The following is an 18,638-nucleotide window of genomic DNA, read 5'->3' as shown; positions in this document are numbered from 1 at the left end:
GGCGTCAGCCCTCGTCCCACTCGTACATCACGATGTCGCCCGTCTCGCGCCCACTCAGCGCGGAATAGAGAGCGCGCGCCTCCACGTTGTCGCCCTCCGTCGCCACCCAGATCGCCGCGCAGCCCCGGTCGCGCGCAAGGTCCCTGATCCGCTCGACCAGCCGGCGGCCGATGCCCTGCCTGCGATAATCGGCATGGACCGAGACCTCGTTGACGAAGAACGCGGTCGGCTTGTCGGGATGCATCAGTACCGTGCCAGACACGAAACCGACCACCTCGCCCCGATCCAGCGCCACGACGATCTCGTTCACCCGCGTGGCCAGGAACCCGTAGGCCCACCCCGGGTCCACGGGATTGTCGAAGGTGCCGGGGCGGACCCGGTCGAGGACATGCGCCTCCTCTGGACCGAGATTGCGAATGGTGATTGGGTTCGGGGACATGGTTAACGACGTAAGGGCAAGGTCACGGTGAAACTTAGCGATATCGACGTGATTGTCACGGCTCCTCCCGCACCGGGCTGGGGCGGGCGCTACTGGATCCTCGTGAAGCTGACCACCGACACCGGACTTACCGGCTGGGGCGAGTGCTATGCCTCGACCGTGGGGCCGCAGGCGATGACCGCCGTCATCCGCGACGTCTTCGCCCGGCACGTCGAGGGCGAAAACCCCGAGAACGTCGAGATGATGTTCCGGCGGGTCTATTCCTCCGGCTTCACGCAGCGACCCGATCCGACCGTCATCGGCGCCTTCTCGGGTATCGAAATCGCCTGCTGGGACATTCTCGGCAAGGACCGCGACCGCCCGGTCTGGGCTCTGATGGGCGGGCGGATGAACGACCGCGTTCGCGCCTACACCTATCTCTACCCGATGGACAAGCACCCCCTCCCGGCCTTCTGGGGCGACGCCGACATGGCGGCCGAGGCGGCGCTCGACCTCGTCGGCAAGGGGTGGACGGCGCTGAAGTTCGATCCCGCCGGGCCCTACACCGTCCGCGGCGGGCACCAGCCGTCGCTTTTCGACGTCGAGACCAGTGCCGCCTTTTGCACCACGCTCCGCAGAGCGGTCGGGCCGCGCGCCGACCTGCTCTTCGGCACGCATGGCCAGTTCACCGCCTCGGGTGCGATCCGGCTGGCGCGCGCGATTGTCGCCGCCGATCCGCTCTGGTTCGAGGAGCCGGTGCCGCCCGACGACTGGGAAGGTCTGGCGAAGGTCGCCCGTGCCACGTCGATCCCCGTAGCCACGGGCGAACGGCTCACCACGAAGGCTGAGTTTGCCCTGGCCCTGCGCGCGGGCGCATCGATCCTGCAACCCGCGCTAGGCCGCGCGGGCGGTCTGTGGGAGGGAAAGAAGATCGCCGTCCTCGCCGAAGCTGCCGGCGCCCAGATCGCGCCGCATCTTTACGCCGGGCCGGTCGAATGGGCGGCGAACATCCACCTCGCCGTCACCTGCCCGAACCTCCTCATGGCCGAGACGATAGAGACGCCCTTCCACGACGCGCTCATCAAGGGTGCGATCCGGGTCGAGGACGGCCACATCGCCGCGCCCGAGGCACCGGGGCTCGGGATCGAGGTCGACGAGGCGCTCGCCCGCGCCCATCCCTACGAGGGCGACGGCCTGCATCTCCAGATGCAAGAGGCGCCAATTTCCCATGCCGCCCCGAACCTGTTCGAAGGCGGCGCGCCGGTGAAGCGCGCCTGACTCTTCTTCTGTCGAAAAATACTCCGGAGGGGGCCGGGAGAGGCGGCGCCTCCCCCTCCCCGCTCACTGACCGAGCATCCGGCGGTGAACCGAAAACGCCTCGTCGAGATCGTCGAACCAGGCCGCGCGCCCCTCTTCCAGGACGACGCCCGATTGGCAGACCCGGCGCAGGAAGCCCGCGCTGTGCGACACGACCACGGCGCCCGCATGGCGCAGACGGTCCGCCAGGGCTTCCTCGCATCGTGTCCGGAACTCGGCGTCGCCGACGGCGGTGACCTCGTCGATCAGGTAGGTGTCGAAGGCGATACCCATGGACAGCGCGAAGCCCAGGCGCGCACGCATCCCCTGGCTGTAGCCGCGGACCGGAAGCGCCAGCTTCTCGCCAAGCCCAGAAAACCCGCGGACCGCATCGACCAGCACGTCGCTGTCGACGCCGTAGAGCCGCGCGACGAAGCGGACATTCTGCACACCCGTGAGGTCGCCGTGGAAACTGCCCGCGAAGCCCACCGGCCAGGACACCGTTCCCGCGATCTCGATGCGCCCCGATGCCGGCTTCAGCGTCCCGGCGATCATCCGCAGCAGCGTCGATTTCCCCGCCCCGTTCCGTCCCAGGAGAGCCACTGAGGCGCCCGCGGGGAACGCAAGGCTCAACCGGTCCGCGACGACGGTCTCGACGCCGCCCGAGTGGAAGGACTTCGAAACCTCGTGGAGACGGATCATCGCCGGTCGCGGATCGAATAATAGAGAAGGACGACGACGCCCCAGCCCGAGAGAAGGAAGAAGGCGAGCGCCGCGAGAAGGACCTCCTTGCGCGGAAACTCGGAGGCTTCCGCCGTGGTGGGGCGGATGTAGGCGGCAAGGTAGCGGCTCTTGCGCCGCGCCTCGGCCAGCGCCTGGTCATAGGCCGCAAGGGCGACCGTATAGGCCTCCTCGGCGAACTGACGATCCACGGCGAGCCGTTCGTATTCGGCCAGAAGCGTGGCATAGTCCTGCCCGCTTTCGCCCGTACCCACGCCAAGCTTGCGCCGCTCCTCCGCGATGCGCGCCTCGATGACGCGGATGCGCAGGTCGGCCTGCTGGATGCGGGGGTCGCTGTCCCGCGTGCTGTCGCGCAGAAGATCCGCCGCGATCAGCGCTTCGGCGAGTTGCGTCTCGAGCGTCGACAGAAGGCCCATCTGCCCCTGAAGGTCGGCGGTCGGATCGACGATCTGCGTGCGCGAACGGTACTCCGTGACCGCCTCGCGCGCCGCCTTCAGCCTTTCGACGGCGCGGGCAAGCTCAACCTCGGCAAAGGCGATGGTGTCGGCGCGCGCAATGGCGGACAGATCCTCGACCAGCCTCGCGCTTTCGTCGAATACGGCCGTGGTGATGCGCCTCGCGTCCTCGGGCGTGAAGGCCAGGGCGCGGACCTCTATCAACTCGGTCGACGTGTCGTAGGTGACCCGTACCATGCGGCGCCAGAAGTCGCGCAGATCCTCGACGGTGCCCGACGCCTCGTGCGCGAAGACCGGATCGTCGTCCGGCTGCGACCACAGCGTCGACAGCCCGATCTGCGCCTCGAGCGTCTCGACGATCTCCTGGCTCTGAATGAATTCATAGAGGATGTCGCTGTCCGAGCTGCCCGACGAGGAGATGTCGGCGATGCCGCCGAAAAGCTCTATCGGCGAGGCGACCTCTTCCTTCCTCACCGAAAACCCGACGGTCGAGGCGTATTGGTCGGCGGCGACCCACCAGAGATACCATGCCGCCAGCCCGAGGGGGAGCGCGACCGTGGCGAGAAACAGCGTGGCAAGCCCATAGTGTCGAGCCCGCGCCCGCAACGGCGGCGCCGGCTGCGGCAGAAGCGTCAGGCGCGGAGCGCCCAGGTCGGCGAGGGAGCTGTCAGGGGCGGCCATGTGCAGCACCTCGTTCACGGATTGGAAAGGAATGCAGCCTATCGACGGGGCGCCTGATCAGGGGGGCCCATTGATCCGTACCGCACAGGACACCGCCCTTGCCGCGCGCCCTCCGCGCCACCGGACCGCGCGCGCCATCTTCGCCCTCGTGCTGCGCGAGATGTCGACGACCTATGGCCGGTCTCCGGGCGGCTACCTCTGGGCCGTGGCCGAGCCCGTGGCCGCCATTGCCCTTCTGTCCTTCGCCTTCTCGCTCGCCTTCCGGGCGCCCTCTCTCGGCGACAGCTTTCCGCTGTTCTACGCCACGGGCTACCTGCCCTACATGCTGTTCCACGACACCGCGGGACGTGTCGCCACGGCGGTTCGCTTTTCCAAGCCGCTGATGAACTTCGGCGCCGTCACCTGGGCCGACATCCTTCTGGCGCGCTTCCTTCTGTCCGTCTTCACCCATGTCGTGATCGCGATCCTCATCCTCGTGGCCCTGATGCCGCTTGCCGACCTGTCCTATGTCGCGGACCCCCTGAGCCTCGCCGGCGCGATGGCCATGGCTGCGCTTCTCGCCCTCGGGGTTGGAAGCCTGAACGCCTACCTCTTCCTGGCCTTCCCCGCATGGGAAAGGGTGTGGACGGTCCTGACCCGCCCCCTTTTCATCGTCTCGGGCATCTTTTTCCTGTTCGAGGATGTACCGCACGAATACCGCGACCTTCTCTGGTTCAATCCGTTGTTCCACGTCACGGGCGCCATGCGGGCGGGCATCTATGCCACCTATGAGGGCGCCCATGTCTCGCCCGCCTTCGTTTGCGCGACCAGCCTCGGCCTTCTCGTCCTGGGCCTTCTCCTGATGTCGCGTCACGCCAGCGGACTGGTCCACAAATGACGCGCATTCTTAAGGAAATCGTTAACCACGATGCCCTGGGACGCTCGGTCCCGTTGGCCGAGGAGACGGGACCCGAGCACGTCCGCATCCTCCTCGGGCTCCACGACGGCGCAGCCACGCTCGGCGCGCAACTGGGGAGCATCGCCGCGCAGGACCATACGGACTGGTCGCTGATCCTTTCGGACGACGGTAGCCGGGACGACTGGCGGCCGCTGGTGACCGCCTTCGCCGAACGCCGGGCGCCGGGCCGAACTTTCGTCATGCAGGGGCCAAATGCCGGCTTCGCACGGAATTTTCTCGGCCTCGCCCGTGCAGCAGGGCCACTGGTGCCCTATGCCGCCTTCTGCGATCAGGACGACGTCTGGACACCCTGCAAGCTGGCCCGGGCAATCTCGGCGCTGCGAGAGGTGCCCGAGGGCCGTCCCGGCCTCTATTGCAGCCGCACCCTGATCTGCGGTCCGGACCTCGCGCCGCTCCGGCTGTCGCCTGCGTTTCTCCGGCCGCCCGCTTTCCAGAACGCGATGACGCAGAATATCGCGGGCGGAAACACGATGGTGATGAACCGCGCCGCGCTCGATCTCGTGCAGGACACCGCGTCAATGGCCTCGGGCGTCGTGGCACACGACTGGTGGACCTACCAGATCGTCACCGGCGCCGGCGGCGAGGTTCTCTACGACAGCCTGCCCACGGTCCACTACCGCCAGCACGCCTCAAACCTGATCGGAGCGAACGACACGCTGGCCGCGGGGTTGAGGCGGGTCGCGGGCGTCCTGTCGGGCCGATATCGCGACTGGAACGGCACGAACATCGCCGCGCTAAGGCGTGCGGGTTACCTGTTGACGCCCGATGCGAAAGCGACGCTCGACCGCTTCGCCGATGCTAGGCGCGGATCCCTACCCAAGCGTCTCAAGGCCCTGCGTGCGTCGGGCGTCTATCGCCAGCGCCGCCGCGGCACTGCGGCGCTTTGGCTTGCCGCCGTCGGCGGCCGCCTCTAGCACGCGCTTTTCCTTTCGCGACCGGCGGAATCCCGCTAGAACCCGACGGATTCGAGTTCATTTGGTGGTGTCATGGCTGCGAAGACCAAACCCACGACCCAGGCGCCCGCCCTGGACGCGGCGCGGCAACAATCGCGGCACTTCCTGAGCTACGCATTTCTCTTCAGCGTCTTCGTCAACATACTGATGCTGACCGGCCCGCTCTTCATGCTCCAGGTCTATGACCGTGTGCTGGGCTCGCGGTCGGAAGAGACGCTCGTCGCACTCCTGATCCTCGTCATCATGCTCTACGGGCTGATGTGGCTTCTGGACTTCGCGCGCTCCCGGCTCGTGGCGCGCTACGGCGCGCGGTTCCAGTCGGCTCTCGACGACCGCGTCTTCCGCGCCCAGATCCTCCAGAGGCAAGGGGCGTCGACACCCGAGGCGCTGTCGGCCAGCCGGGACCTCGAGGCGATCCAGGCCTATTACGCCTCCCCCGCCTTCACCGCGCTGATGGACCTGCCGTTCACGCCGCTCTTTCTCGGTGCGATCTTCGTCTTTCACAGCTGGCTCGGCTGGTTCGCCGTCGCAGGCGGACTTGTCCTCGTCGCGATCACGGTCCTGACCCAGGTTCTGACGTCCGAGCGCGTGCGCGATGCTCAGGCGACCTCCGAGGCCGCGCACCGCTTCGGCGAGAACGCCCGCCGCGCCAGCGAAATCATCCGCAGCCAGGGCATGATGGACCCGGTGGCCGAGCGCTGGATGGCCCGACGCGTCGCGGCGCTGTCGCAGAACATGTCGGCGGTGGACTGGACCTCCAGCTTCTCGACCTTCACGCGCGCCTTCCGCCTGGCACTTCAGTCCTTCGTCCTCGCACTGGGCGCCTGGCTCGTGCTGCGGGGCGAAATGACGGCGGGCGCGATGATCGCGGGCTCCATCCTCCTTGGCCGTGCCCTGTCGCCCATCGAGCAGCTTCTCGCCCGCTGGCCGCAGGTCGCGAGGGCGCGTCAGGGCCGCAAGTCGCTCGCCGCCTTCCTGGAGGCGACGCCCGAGCCCGAAAAGCGCACCCGCCTGCCCCGTCCCGAGGGTCGTATCGAAGCCAAGGGCGTCACCGTCACGCGCGGACCGGGACGTCACTGCTCTACAACGTCAGCTTCGCGCTGGCGCCCGGAGAGGCGCTCGGCGTCATCGGTCGCAGCGGGTCCGGCAAGACCACCATCGCCAAGACGCTTCTCGGCCTGATCGAGCCCAACGTGGGCGAGGTTCGGCTCGGCGGCGCGCTTCTGTCGCACTACGATCCCGCCGACCTTGGGGCCTACGTCGGCTACCTGCCGCAGGAGCCGACGCTGATCTCGGGAAGCATCGCCGAGAACATCGCGCGGATGTCGCTTCGGCCCGACAGCGACAAGATCGTGGCGGCGGCAATGAAGGCGCAGGCTCACGAGTTGATCCTGAACCTGCCTGACGGCTACGAGACGCGCGTCGAGGACAACACCGTCGGTCTTTCGGGCGGCCAGCGTCAGCGTATCGCTCTAGCGCGCGCGCTTTACGGCGATCCTGTCCTCCTGGTCCTGGACGAGCCCAACTCGGCCCTCGATCTCGAGGGGACCGAGGCCCTGAACGCCGCCATCCGCGCCATGAAGGCCGAGGGGCGCTCGGTCATCGTCATGACGCACCGTCCGATGGCGATCTCGGAGTGCGACCGTCTCATGGTCATCGAGGCGGGATGCGTGAAGGCCGACGGCCCGCGCGACGAGATCGTCCGCTCGATGATGAAGAACGCGGGCGACATTCAGCGCACCCTCGCGCGGACGGGAGAGATCACGTGACCGAGGCTCCCCGCTACAGCGCGCGCCTGCCGCTCTTCGTCGGCTTTCTTGCGCTGGCCCTCCTGGTCGGCGGCGTCGGCTGGTGGAGCGGGCAGACCCGTATTGCTGGCGCGGTCATCGCCAGCGGCATGATCGTTCTCGAAAGCAACCGGCAGGTCGTTCAGCACGCCGAGGGCGGCACCGTGGGCGAAATCGCCGCCCGCGACGGCGACCGCGTGCAGGCCGGCGACCTTCTGATCCGGCTGGACGACACCCTGCTCAAGTCCGAACTGAACGTGATCGAGACGCAGCTCGTCGAGATCCGCGCCCGCCGCGCCCGTCTCGAAGCCGAACGCGACGGCAAGGACGCGATCGTCTTCCCGGCCGACCTTCTGGTCCAGGCCGAAGCCGCTCCGGGGGCCGCCGAGCAGGTCGAGGGCCAGCGCAGTCTTTTCGTCGCAAGGCGCGACACGCTGGAAAAGGAGCTGGGACAGCTCGCCGAGCGCATTGCCCAGACCGGCAACCAGATCGAAGGCGCCGAAGCCCAGCTTGCGGCGCTCGCCACGCAGGAGGAACTGATCCGCGAGGAGCTGACCGACCAGGAGACGCTTCTCGAGAAGGGGCTCGTGCAGATGCAGCGTGTGACCGCACTCCGGCGGGAAGCTGCGCGTCTGGCGGGCGAGATCGGACGGCTGACATCGGACGCGGCACAATTCCGCGGCCAGATCGCGGGCCTCGAGATCGAAAAGCTGAAGCTGGAAACCGCCCGGCGCGAGGAAGCGATCGTGACGCTGCGCGACCTCCAGTTCCGCGAGCTGGAGTTGACGGAACAGCGCGTGGGCCTTCTGGAACGCATGGCGCGGCTCGAACTTCGGGCGCCGGTGTCGGGCGCCGTCTACGGCTCGACCGTCTTCGCGGTGAAGTCGGTGATCCAGCCCGCAGAGGCACTGATGTACGTCATCCCGCAGGACCAGCCCCTTGTCGTGTCGGCGCGGGTCGAGGCGATCCACATCGACCAGATACACGTCGGGCAGGACGCGACCCTTCGGTTCACCGCCTTCAACCAGCGCCAGACGCCCGAGATCGAGGGCCGTGTCACGGACGTCTCGGCCGACGTGTTCACGGACGAGGTGACGGGGATCAACTATTATCGCGTCGAGGTCGTGCCAGACGAAACTGACCTCCTCAAGCTGGAAAGCCAGGAACTGCTGCCGGGCATGCCCGTCGAGGCATACCTGAGAACCGACGAGCGCACGCCGCTCTCCTATCTCATGAAGCCCGTCACCGACTATTTCGACCGCGCGATGCGCGAAGGTTGAGCCTCAGCGCGCGGGTTCGAGACGCGTGACGCCAGGCGTGACCTCTGCGCCCCGCGACGCCTTGACCGCGCGCAGGCGCCGTTCCGACAGCCTGATCGGGATGAGCCGCGAGAAGGTGCGCCACAGGATGACGAGGTTGAGCCAGGGGCCGCGCCGGTCCCGGTAGAGCAGGTCGAGCCGTGCCTTCACGGGAATGCAGCGGCGGCGATAGACGGCTTCCGTCTCTGCGGCAGAACGGCAGGCGGACAGAAGCCGTTCTTCCCGCGCGTGAAGCATGACGGTAGCGAGACCCGTGATGCCGGGCGGCGTGTCAGCGAGGATCGCCGCGTATAGGGACGGATAGGCGTCGACATAGCGACGAGCTGGCGGACGCGGTCCGATGAAGCGCATGTCGCCCCTGAGCACGTTGAAAATTTGCGGCAACTCATCCAGCCGCAGGCGGCGAAGCCAGAGACCGAGCGGCGTGATGCGCGCCATCTGGTGCCCGCCAAGCGCACCAAGCTCGGCCGCCGGGTCGGGCGGATGCATGGTGCGGACCTTGAACAGGGTGAAGGCCGCGTCGCGCGACTTCATCCGTTCGGACGCGAAGATGAAGGGCCGTCCCTGAAGCGGAACGACCACCACGAAAAGCACCGCCAGAACTACCAGAACCACCGGAAGGAGGAGGGCGGCGACGACCTGATCGAGGTTGATTCGGACGGGCATGACGACCCCACCTTGAGGTTCCGATTCGGAACTTGCGGAAACGGACTCGAGCTACGACGGTGTCTGTTTCCCAGAAAGCGGTAAGCAAACCCTTAGCGGCGATCCTCGCCTCGGGCCGTGATGAACGATGCCTTAACTCATCCGCGCCAGAAGCTTGGGGATGCAGCTGAGACGCCTCCGCTCGATTCCCCGGATGTCGTGCCGGGTCATGGCATGCCTGCTCGACCGCCGTGCGACGCTCGCTCGACAGGGGCCTCTGCCGTTGCAGGGGGCTGTAGGTGTCATCGGCGAGGTGACGTGGCGGCGGCGCAGCGTGGTCGTGCGCGGCTGGACGCACAGCGCTGATCTGGGCCTGGGGTTCGATGACCGCGTGCCGCTTCCGGCGGGGCCCGGAAGCTTCGTTCTGGACCTCGTGCGCCCGGCGCGTCGGGCGAACCTCTTCGTGCGGGCGGGGGACGGCCTGGCCTGCCACGTCCTGACAGCGCCAAGCCGGCTCCACGAACTCTCTGCTCTCCTCCGCGCGCTGCCAGAAGCCCTTGTCGAGGTCGCTCGCGAATGGCGCGCCTTGGTCCGTTTCCTCGGGACGGGCGACCCGACGGCTTCGGCTCGCTTGCGTCACAGGTTCGGGCTGATGTCCGACGCGATACAGGTCCCGGCGTTTCCCACCGACTTCTTTAAGGGGGACGACCGCACCTATCCGATCGCGCGCTGCCCAGTGGTCGTGATCCCCGTCCACGATGCGGCGGAGGACCTGGCGCGCCTCGTCGCCGTGCTGCCCTCCTCGCTTCCCGCCGACGCGCGGGTCGTCGTGGTCGATGACGGGTCGACCGACCCGCGCATCGCGCGTCTCCTCGCCGAACTCGGCGCCGTCCTCGGAGACCGGCTCGCTGTTCTCCGTCACGACCGAAGCTACGGGTTCGTCGCCGCCGCCAACGCCGGTCTGTCCCACGCGACGGCGACCGGCACAGGCCACGCCGTCCTCCTGAACAGCGACACGATTCCGCCGCCCGACTGACTGCCGCGCCTCCTCGCCCCGATCGAGGCCGAACCCCAGGTCGCAAGCGTCACGCCCCTGTCGACGAACGCCGAAATCCTGACCGTCCCCGCCCCGGGCGTCGTCACCGAGCCAGACGTGTCCCTGATCGAAGCGATGGACGGCGCGGCGCGGCGCATCGCATCCCGTCACGCCTCATGCGAGGTGCCGACGGGCGTCGGGTTCTGCATGGCGATGAACCGGCGCTTTCTCGACAGCGTCGGGCTGTTCGACCCGGCCTTCGGGCGGGGATACGGCGAAGAGGTCGACTGGTGCCGTCGAGCGCGCGCGGCGGGCGGGCGAAACGTCGCGGCCCTGAACCTTGTCGTCGGTCACAGGGGCGGCGCGAGCTTCGGGTCCGAGGAAAAGCAAAGACGCATCCGCGCCGCCGGACTCGTGATTTCATCGCGCTGGCCGGACTACGACGCCGCGGTGCGGGACTGGAGCGCCGCCGATCCCGTCGCCCTGCACCGGATGGCGGTGTCGATGGCATGGCTCGATCACGCGTCATCGGCTCCGGTGCCGGTCTTCCTCGGACACGCCTTCGGGGGCGGAGCCGACCGCGCCCTGTCCGACGAGGTGGCGCAGGCTCTGGTCGACGGTCCGGGTGCGCTGGTCCTGCGTGCGGGTCTTGGATCCGGGTGGCGGGTCGAGATGCACCGCGCCGACCGGATCGAACGCGCGGATGCCGGGACGTCAGAGGCCGTCGAGGCTCTCCTCGCCCCCCTCGCGCGCCGTCGCGTGGTTTACTCCTGCGGCGTCGGCGCGTCGGATCCGGCCTCTGTCCCGCGCCTCCTGTCGTGTCTGACCCGACGGGGCGACATCCTCGAGTTGCGCCTGCACGACTTTTTCCCCGTCAGCCCGTCGTGGAACCTTCTTGACAGTGATGGCGTCCACCGCGGCCTGCCGCCCGAGACCAGTCTCGATCCGGCGCACAGTTGCCCGAAACTGGAAGGCCGACCGCACCTGTCGCTTGCCGACTGGCAAAGGCTCTGGCGTCCCGTCGTCGCGCGTGCCGACCGCATCGTCGCCTATTCGACCTCGACCGCGCGACTGTTCGATCAGGCCTATCCGGGCGCCGCACGTCGCACCGAGATCGTGCCGCATCGGCTGTGCGGCCTGCCCCAGCGCCTGCCTGCGGGCGGCGGGGCCATCGGCGTCCTGGGCGGCATCAACCTCGCCAAGGGCGCGCGTGTGCTGGAAGCCCTCGCCCGCCGCCTGCCTCAAGGACCGCGCATCGTGGTCCTGGGCGAGATGGACGGCCAGTTTCGCCTGCCACGACCGCACCTCGTCCACGGCCGCTACGAGCGCGCACGGATTGGCGCTTTGGCCCGTGCTTATGACATCGGCGCATGGGTCATCCCCTCGGTCTGCCCCGAGACCTTCTCCTTCTCGACGCACGAGGCCCTTGCGACCGGGCTTCCCGTCCTCTGCTTCGGGCTGGGCGCGCAGGCCGAAGCCCTGCGCCATGCGCCGAACGGCATCGTCGTGGACGGATCACCTGGCGATGCAGACGCGCTTCTCGCCGCGCTGTCGACCTGCCTGCCGGGGCTCAAAGGCTGAGGACGTCGCGGTCCGCGCCATGCGCCTGGATCGTCGTCCAGAGCTCGGCCTTCGCGTTGATTCCGTGGCGGCGGAGATAGCTGTAGTAGGATCCGCCCGACTGGTCGACGGGACGCTCGTGCGTCGCCCGCACATCGTCGAGGACGGCGACGCGCCCGCCCCTGTCCCTCACGATCCGCCCCCAGGCCAGGTCGAGCCCGAAGCCCGACACCGAGGCGTCGAAGGTGGGCGAGATCCACTCCAGCGCGCGATGCGAGACGACGGGCATCATGATCTCGACCGCCGTCACCTCGCGCGGGCCACGCTGCCCCTCGCAGGCGAAAAGCTGGGGCCAGTTGCATGACGACTGGGGTGTCAGGGTCATCTGGGCGAGGTCGAGCACGTGCACCCGGCACGCCTCGAAGAGCGCGTTCAGCTCATCGACCCCGACCGACACGTCGTCGTCCAGGAAGAGGACATGCTCGTAGGGCGAAAGACAGGACCGATAGCGTCTCCAGAACATCCACATGGCGGTGAACTTCGTGCCCTTCTGGAACATCGCCATGTCCCCGAACCCCGGCCGAAAGCCTCGTGCATCATAGTAGTTGACCAGAAGGTCCCAGGTCCGCCCTTCTCCCGACCAGTCGCGCGCCACGGCGCCCGCCCCGGCTTGAAGGACGACGAGCGCGCGCTTCGGCGTCGCGGGCGGCCTCATGCGGTGCGCCAGAGGCGAAATCGCGTCAAGAAATGCGCTCTGCCGGCGACGCAGATCGTCCGGACCGTCGTAGACGCCAAGCGAAGGGCCGCGCAGCCCGGCGAGGATCATCTCGTAGGCCCGCGTCGGATCGGAAAGGCCCGTCGCATCGAGGTATCGCCTCATGTCGACAAAGGGCGACGGATCGCGGCCTTCCGCCCTGCCCCGGTCAAGGTAATGCAGGTAAGGTGCCGCGTGCGAGGTCCAGTCCGGGTTCTGCCAGGCATACCAGTCAGTTGCGAAGAAGGGCGTCGGATCCAGACGCTGCGCCAGACCATGCGACAGGTAGTGCGAAGCGAGGTCCGCAGGCGTCCCCGTTACTTGCCGCATGAGATGATCGCGGTCGATCGGCACCTCGTCCGGCACAACGCCCCGCGGCCTGGTACGGGCCGCGATCACGATCCGCTCCGGCGCGCGGCCTCCAGCCGTTCGATCTTCTCCGCCATGTGGAAAACGGCGCGGGTCAGCATCGCGATCTCGTCCGACCTCTGTTTCGCCTCGCTTTCGACCCTGACATCGGGCACGCGCGGCGGCGCGAACAGGGGGCCAGGCGCGTCAGGCAGGAAACGCGCCCGAAGGGCTTCGTTGTCCTCGGCATAGCGCGACAGGATGCGGTGCCGGGTATCTAGGTCCAGAAGCGACGAGGCCGACCCCTGCTTCAGCGCACGGCTCCCGAGAAGCCGCACCATCACCTCGTAGAAGCGATTGTCGTGCTGGCCGCCGAACAGGTCCCGGGCACGGTGCGCCAGGCGCGCGAGCGCCTCGTCGAACGACGGGTTCGCCGCCCGTGCCAAAGGCTTCAGACCCTCGGCCGACAGGCCGGTGACGTCCAGGAAATCGGTCACGATGTCGTGGCCCGCAAGTCGGTCGCGCACGAAGGGGCGCACGGTAATCCGGTCGTCCCCGAAGGCTTCCGCCCAAGGCAGGATCATGTTGTACCAGCAGGCCACGCGGCCGACCCGGTCGGCGAGAAAGGCTTCGAGGGTGTCGTAAAGCTTCAGGTACCACTGCTGCCAACTCGACAGCAAGAAGTCGTCCTGCCGGCGCACGTAGAACACAATCCGCACAAGGCGCTCCTGCGTGACGCGGGCGAGCAGGGGCGCCAGGCCCGGGTGGTTGCACATGTTCTCGGCCGAGAGGATCACGCGGGCCGCGCCCCTTTTGTCCGCGTCCGACAGAAGCGCTTCGATCCGACTGGGAAGGCCGGGCGTCTCGATCCCGCCTGCGACGCCGTCCTCGAAGGCCCAGATCTGTTCGCCCGTCACCTCCGACACGAAGTCGAGCGCCTTGCCCGGCACCAGGACGCCCCTCTCGGCCAGCGCCGCGGCGTTCTGCTTCAGGAACGCCTGTATCGCCGAGCTGCCGCATTTCGCGCCGCCGATGTGAAGGGTGACCTCTGCCCTATTCGCCCGCGACACCGATGAGCCCTCCCCGCAAGAGCCCGCGCAGCTCCTCGATTTCGGCCCGCGCGCTGTCCAGCTCCTGGCGCAGCCAACTTGTTTCTTCGGCGCGAGCGCCAAGCGCCGCTCCGCGCATCTCGGCCTGCGCCATGTCGTAGCGGCGCGAGAAAAGCTCGGCCGAAAGCTCCCCCATCCGCTGGAAATGCTCGGCCAGCAGAACGGCGACCGACGGATCCGCGGCGGCGCGCGCGACCGAGAGAAGCGCGGGCGGCGGCGCCTTGCCCGCCAGCACCGCGCCGAGACCCTGCGCGTGCCGGAACTCCAGCGTCGGAGCGCGGCCCTTGATCTCTTCCCACAGCCGCCAGACGCCGAAACCCGCTTCGTGCGCGGCGATGTCGTGGATCAGCATCACGCCGCGGTCGGACAGTTTGGGCCACCAGGCGTCCAGCGCCCTACGCGCTGGCTCCAACCCGCGCAGGCCGTCGAGGTGCAGAAGGTCGATCGAGCCGTCGTCGAAACGGTGCAGAGCCGTCTCGGGCGCCATGCGCAGGATCGCGGCGCGGTCGGCATATTTGCGCGCGAGGTAGACGAAATCCTCGTACGCGCCCGCGAAGTCGGCCTCGCGCTGGGGTTCGACGGCCCAGGTCGACACCGCGACGGCCCCTGCGTCCTCGCCCAGCGTCGTCATCGCCTGCATGGCCGCAAAGAAGCTCGTTCCGCGCATCGTGCCCACCTCGACGAAGCGGCGCGGACGCAGAAGGCCGACCAGCGCGAACATGAACGGGACGTGCCCTGACCAGTCGTCGGGCACGAGGTCCGCGATGTTGTCGTAGGACGGCCGCAGAAGGGCTCCCAGCGCGTCGGCCTCCAGCACCGCGCGCAATGCCGGAAGGTCGGGCAGACGGCTGTATTCAGCCTGGTCGGACGCTCGCACGAGCCGCGAACCTTCGGTCCTTAGACAAGTCGCGCCCGGTCGATCTTCGGTCGCGACGTCCCTGTCGTCGATCGCGTGAAGAGACATCAGCGTCTCGGCCAATCCGCGGCGCCGCACAGGGGGGTGATCGGAGAGGTCGGCCTGCGCAACCGTCAGGGTCTCGACGCGGAACCCCTCAGCCAGAAGCTCGGCCTGCGTCAACGAGACCAGCGTCGGTTTTTCCTCGCTGTACCTGTCCGCCAGCGCGTTCAGATGCGCGGGCGTCAGGCTGGCGCCGGTGATCGCCTGGTGCATCTGCATCCAGTGCGTCCCCTGGCCCGCATCGCGGCGACGCCCGATCCGGCGATAGGCCGCCACGCCCTGGCTCAGTTTCAGCAGGATCTGCTCGACCGACCGCACCGGGACATGAAGAAGCGGAAAATCGGCGTCGAACACCGGCACTTCGACACCGTTCAGCGTCTCGACCAGTGCATGGTTGCCCTGTGCGACGACGGTCCTGTCGAGCGCCACGCGCGATGGCTGGAACGCGATCTTGCGGAACTGGCTGGGGGCGGGCGGGACAAGGACGCTGATGCCGGACGACAGGTCGGCCTCACCCTCCCAGTAGGTCTCTGGGATAAGGTTCCGCCAGCGCATCGAGATCGCGGGACAACCGGTGAAGGGAGCAAGCGCGCGTTCGAAATCGGCGCGCGTCGCGAAGGGCAGGAATTCGTCGGCGTCCAGCAGGAAAACCCAGTCGGCAGCGCGGATCTGAGGACGGTCGCGGACGACGTGAGTCATGGTGACCGACTGGATGTAGGACGGCTCGTCCAGCGTCAGGACCTCGACCCGGCGGTTCCGCAGCGCGAGGTCCGCGAGAAACGCCTCCGACCCGTCGTCAGAGCGATGATCGACGATCACGATGTCGTCGAAGAGCGCCAGCAGATGCGACGCGAAGCTGCGCAGGATATCGGCCTCGTTTCGCACCATCGCGACGGCGGCGAGCCTGGGGCGGACGCAGGGCTCGCCCGCAGCATGTCTCCGGACCGTCGAGGCGAAGATCCGGCGGCCTTCGCCACAGCCCGTCAGGACGTAGTGCGCGAAGGGGTTCAGCCCTGCCTCCGCCACGTCGGCGTGGGCCCTCAGATAGGGCTCGGTCGCGAACCATGGCGCCGGGTCGCGCCGCTGGTACCAGCCCGGCCCCATGAAATGCGCGAAGGCGTCCGCCTCCCTCAGGTCCGGGTTGGCGGCGCGGTAGAAGTCCTCGTCGAAGGCCTGCCGGACCCGTTCCAGCGCTTCGCTGCCAAGCGCTTCGGCCGTGCCCGTCTGGCGCCCGTGGGCATCGCGCGCGACGCGGCCTTCCTGCCGGCCGAAGCGAAGGTAATGCAGCAAGGCGTTGATCCCCGCCTCGCGGACATCGGGATAGGCGTCGAGATAGGCTGACGTGCAGAACGCCGGACCGGGATCGTGGCCCCTCGCCGCGCCCACGCGCAGGAAATGCGACAGCGCGCGGGCCTCTCCCCCCGCCTCGGGATAGCGGCTTGCGTACCAGGCGGCGTCCCAGAAGCCCGAGGTGCGGACCAGACGCTCTTGGTCGAGGACACGCAGACCGCCGTCGAGGAACCGCGACAGCACCGTCACAGCCCGAAGTCGAAGTCGGAGAGGTCGAGCGTGCCGGTAAAGCCGGCGAGGATGATGGTCTCGTCCCCCGCGCCGATGGTTGTCGAGCCGCCCGTGGCGATCGTCAGGTCTCCGATGCCGGACAGGCCTGCGACGCCCGACAGGTCGATCACGTCGAGGCCCTGCTGGAAGTCATTGATGCGGTCCGTCCCTGTCCCGTCCGAAAAGACGAAGCGATCTGCGCCCGCGCCGCCGAGGAGGACGTCGTCGCCCCCCGGTCCGCCCGACAGGGTGTCGTTGCCATCGTTGCCGAAGATCGTGTCGTTCCCCATCCCGCCCGTGAAGGCGTCGTGACCCCCGTTGGCCCAGAGGAACAAGGAACCGGTCTGGCCCGAGGCGTCGACCGTTTCGGACCCGCCCGCGCCGTCGATCCGCTCGATCCCTGCCCAGGTGCCGTCGACGGTCAGCGTCAGCCCGGCCTTGATGATGACGACGCGGTCATAGCCGCTCCCGCCGTCCGCGACGCGGTCGGTGGCATCGGCGAGATAGAACCAGTCGTCGCCCGCGCCGCCCTCGAACACATCCGCGCCTGCGTCGCCCCAGATGTTGTCGTTGCCGCCGCCGCCGCGCAGCGTGTCGTCGCCCGCATTTCCGAACAGCAGGTCCGCCCCGCCCGTGCCCGTCACGAGGTCGTGGCCCGCGCCCGCGTTGATCGACATGCCCGACGACAGGGATGAGCCATCGAGGGTGTCGTTGCCGCCGGTCAGCGTCAGCCGTTCCACCCCGCTCCACCCGGTCAGGGTCAGCGAGATCGACGCGATTCCCGCCTCTATCCGCGCACGGTCCAGACCGTCACCCCCGATGACCACGTCGCCGTCCTGCGAGACGAAGAACACGTCGTCGCCCGCGCCGCCGTCCATCGTGTCCGCGCCCGCGTCGCCGACCAGGACATCGACGCCGCCGCCGCCCGACAGGCTGTCGTTGCCCGCGCCGCCGAAGACCTGGTCGTTGCCCGACCCACCGATCAGCGTGTCGCCGCCGTCGCCGCCCTGAAGCCGGATCGCGGTCGTCACGCTCGACGCGTCGATGCGGTCCGCGCCCGCGCTTCCATCGACCCGCTCGACCCCGCTCCATGTCGCCAGGTCGACATTGAGGCTCGAGGCGACCAGCGTCGCGCGGTCGAAATCGGCTCCGCCGATGACCACGTCGCCCGCATCGTCCACATAGAAATAGTCGTTGCCCTGCCCGCCCTCCATCCGGTCGGCGCCGGCATTTCCGAAAAGAAAATCTCGTTTCGCCCCGCCGATGAGCGTGTCGTCGCCCGCACCGCCCTCAAGCGTGTCCTCTTCGTCGCCGCCGGTGAGGCTGTCGTTCCCGTCCTGCCCGAGCATCTTCAGCGCGATGCCGTATCCTGCGGCGTTGATCGTATCGTCGCCCGTGCCGCCATCGACACGCTCGACCCCCGTCCATGCGGCGAGGCTGATCGACAGCCCCTGCGCGGAGGAGACCAGCACACGGTCGCTGCCGGCACCGCCCTCGACCACGTCCAGCGCGGAATCGACGAGGATCAGGTCGTTGCCGTCGCCGCCCGCCAGCGTGTCCGCGCCGGAGCCGCCGTTGAGGGTGTCGTTGCCCGTCCCCGCCTCCAGCCGGTCGTCGCCGGCCGCACCGGACAGGCTGTCGTCGCCGTCGCCGGAGAGAAGGCGGTTGGCGGAGCTACTGCCCGTCATAGTGACCGAGATGTCGCCCAGAAGCGTGTAGTTCTCGATCCCCGCCAAGGTATCGACACCGACCGTCGGCTGTTCGACGACATAGCGAAGCCCGGTCGCGAGGTTGACGGACACCGAGAAGACACGCGACGCCATTCCGCGCAGATCCTCGACCACCGTATCGATCCCGAGACCGCCGTCGACCGAATCCGACCCGCCCGTCAGCCCGGGCGCCAGCCAGATCGTGTCGTCGTCAGCGCCGCCGTCGACGGTGTCGTCACCCTCGCCGTCGAAGATCAGGTCGTTTCCCGGCCCGCCGAAGATCAGGTCGTTGCCGATCCCCGCGAAGATCGTGTCGTTGCCGGATCCGCCGTTGAGAGTGTCGTTGCTCAT

At 68.3% G+C, this 18,638-nt stretch carries 16 protein-coding genes; 8 read left to right on the top strand and 8 right to left on the bottom strand.

Annotated elements, in window-relative coordinates; genetic code table 11:
- Positions 1 to 4: 4 nt before the first annotated feature.
- Positions 5 to 439, bottom strand: a complete 435-nt coding sequence (locus tag C8D95_RS12615; RefSeq protein WP_109759542.1) for a GNAT family N-acetyltransferase — start codon at positions 437 to 439, stop codon at positions 5 to 7.
- Between the two features lie 27 nt (positions 440 to 466).
- Here C8D95_RS12615 and C8D95_RS12610 point away from each other — a divergent pair, with 27 nt between their 5' ends.
- Positions 467 to 1,696, top strand: coding sequence for a mandelate racemase/muconate lactonizing enzyme family protein (locus C8D95_RS12610; protein WP_109759541.1), 1,230 nt, complete (start codon positions 467 to 469; stop codon positions 1,694 to 1,696).
- Positions 1,697 to 1,759: 63 nt separating this feature from the next.
- On the opposite strand, the gene C8D95_RS12605 is transcribed toward C8D95_RS12610, so the two are convergent.
- Positions 1,760 to 2,416, bottom strand: coding sequence for an ABC transporter ATP-binding protein (locus C8D95_RS12605; RefSeq protein WP_109759540.1), 657 nt, complete (start codon positions 2,414 to 2,416; stop codon positions 1,760 to 1,762).
- Positions 2,413 to 3,591 (bottom strand): KpsE/RkpR family capsule polysaccharide export protein, encoded by a 1,179-nt coding sequence (locus C8D95_RS12600; RefSeq protein ID WP_241239722.1) that lies wholly within the window; start codon positions 3,589 to 3,591, stop codon positions 2,413 to 2,415. Before C8D95_RS12600 ends, C8D95_RS12605 begins: the two co-directional genes overlap by 4 nt.
- 70 nt (positions 3,592 to 3,661) lie before the next feature.
- Here C8D95_RS12600 and C8D95_RS12595 point away from each other — a divergent pair, with 70 nt between their 5' ends.
- The 5 genes from C8D95_RS12595 (at position 3,662) to C8D95_RS12580 (ending at position 8,569) form a co-directional block, all read left to right on the top strand.
- Positions 3,662 to 4,468 (top strand): ABC transporter permease, encoded by an 807-nt coding sequence (locus tag C8D95_RS12595; RefSeq protein WP_241239723.1) that lies wholly within the window; start codon positions 3,662 to 3,664, stop codon positions 4,466 to 4,468.
- A complete protein-coding gene (locus C8D95_RS12590) occupies positions 4,465 to 5,463 on the top strand; it encodes a glycosyltransferase (protein ID WP_241239724.1) in 999 nt (332 codons plus the stop codon). Before C8D95_RS12595 ends, C8D95_RS12590 begins: the two co-directional genes overlap by 4 nt.
- A 72-nt stretch (positions 5,464 to 5,535) precedes the next feature.
- Positions 5,536 to 6,684 carry an ABC transporter transmembrane domain-containing protein gene (locus C8D95_RS12585; protein ID WP_241239725.1) on the top strand — a complete coding sequence of 383 codons (1,149 nt, stop codon included), beginning with the start codon at positions 5,536 to 5,538 and terminating at the stop codon, positions 6,682 to 6,684.
- On the top strand, positions 6,579 to 7,271 hold the full coding sequence (locus C8D95_RS22520) for an ATP-binding cassette domain-containing protein (RefSeq protein WP_249033320.1): 693 nt from the start codon (positions 6,579 to 6,581) through the stop codon (positions 7,269 to 7,271). The genes C8D95_RS12585 and C8D95_RS22520 overlap by 106 nt, the downstream gene beginning before the upstream one ends.
- On the top strand, positions 7,268 to 8,569 hold the full coding sequence (locus C8D95_RS12580; RefSeq protein WP_241239726.1) for an HlyD family type I secretion periplasmic adaptor subunit: 1,302 nt from the start codon (positions 7,268 to 7,270) through the stop codon (positions 8,567 to 8,569). The genes C8D95_RS22520 and C8D95_RS12580 overlap by 4 nt, the downstream gene beginning before the upstream one ends.
- A gap of 3 nt (positions 8,570 to 8,572) precedes the next feature.
- Here the strand turns inward: C8D95_RS12580 and C8D95_RS12575 are convergent, their stop codons facing one another.
- A complete protein-coding gene (locus C8D95_RS12575) occupies positions 8,573 to 9,274 on the bottom strand; it encodes a sugar transferase (protein WP_109759537.1) in 702 nt (233 codons plus the stop codon).
- Between the two features lie 160 nt (positions 9,275 to 9,434).
- Between C8D95_RS12575 and C8D95_RS12570 the strand changes: the two genes are divergently transcribed.
- On the top strand, positions 9,435 to 10,289 hold the full coding sequence (locus tag C8D95_RS12570) for a glycosyltransferase family 2 protein (protein WP_109759536.1): 855 nt from the start codon (positions 9,435 to 9,437) through the stop codon (positions 10,287 to 10,289).
- Positions 10,290 to 10,406: 117 nt separating this feature from the next.
- Positions 10,407 to 11,870 carry a glycosyltransferase gene (locus C8D95_RS12565; RefSeq protein ID WP_109759535.1) on the top strand — a complete coding sequence of 488 codons (1,464 nt, stop codon included), beginning with the start codon at positions 10,407 to 10,409 and terminating at the stop codon, positions 11,868 to 11,870.
- On the opposite strand, the gene C8D95_RS12560 is transcribed toward C8D95_RS12565, so the two are convergent.
- From C8D95_RS12560 to C8D95_RS12545, 4 genes are read right to left on the bottom strand one after another with little or no spacing between them, the layout of a single operon-like run.
- Entirely contained in the window at positions 11,860 to 13,002 is a 1,143-nt protein-coding gene (locus C8D95_RS12560) for a hypothetical protein (RefSeq protein WP_109759534.1), read from the bottom strand. The genes C8D95_RS12565 and C8D95_RS12560 overlap by 11 nt on opposite strands.
- Positions 12,999 to 14,021 carry a hypothetical protein gene (locus C8D95_RS12555; RefSeq protein WP_109759533.1) on the bottom strand — a complete coding sequence of 341 codons (1,023 nt, stop codon included), beginning with the start codon at positions 14,019 to 14,021 and terminating at the stop codon, positions 12,999 to 13,001. The genes C8D95_RS12560 and C8D95_RS12555 overlap by 4 nt, the downstream gene beginning before the upstream one ends.
- A complete protein-coding gene (locus C8D95_RS12550) occupies positions 14,005 to 16,557 on the bottom strand; it encodes a class I SAM-dependent methyltransferase (RefSeq protein ID WP_164721748.1) in 2,553 nt (850 codons plus the stop codon). The genes C8D95_RS12555 and C8D95_RS12550 overlap by 17 nt, the downstream gene beginning before the upstream one ends.
- Positions 16,554 to 18,638 (bottom strand): calcium-binding protein, encoded by a 2,085-nt coding sequence (locus C8D95_RS12545; protein ID WP_164721749.1) that lies wholly within the window; start codon positions 18,636 to 18,638, stop codon positions 16,554 to 16,556. Before C8D95_RS12545 ends, C8D95_RS12550 begins: the two co-directional genes overlap by 4 nt.

It is taken from the genome of Silicimonas algicola (assembly GCF_003148765.1).
GTDB lineage: Bacteria > Pseudomonadota > Alphaproteobacteria > Rhodobacterales > Rhodobacteraceae > Silicimonas > Silicimonas algicola.
The sequence above is the reverse complement of the archived record's forward strand: the minus strand, read 5'-3'. Positions and strand labels throughout refer to the sequence as shown.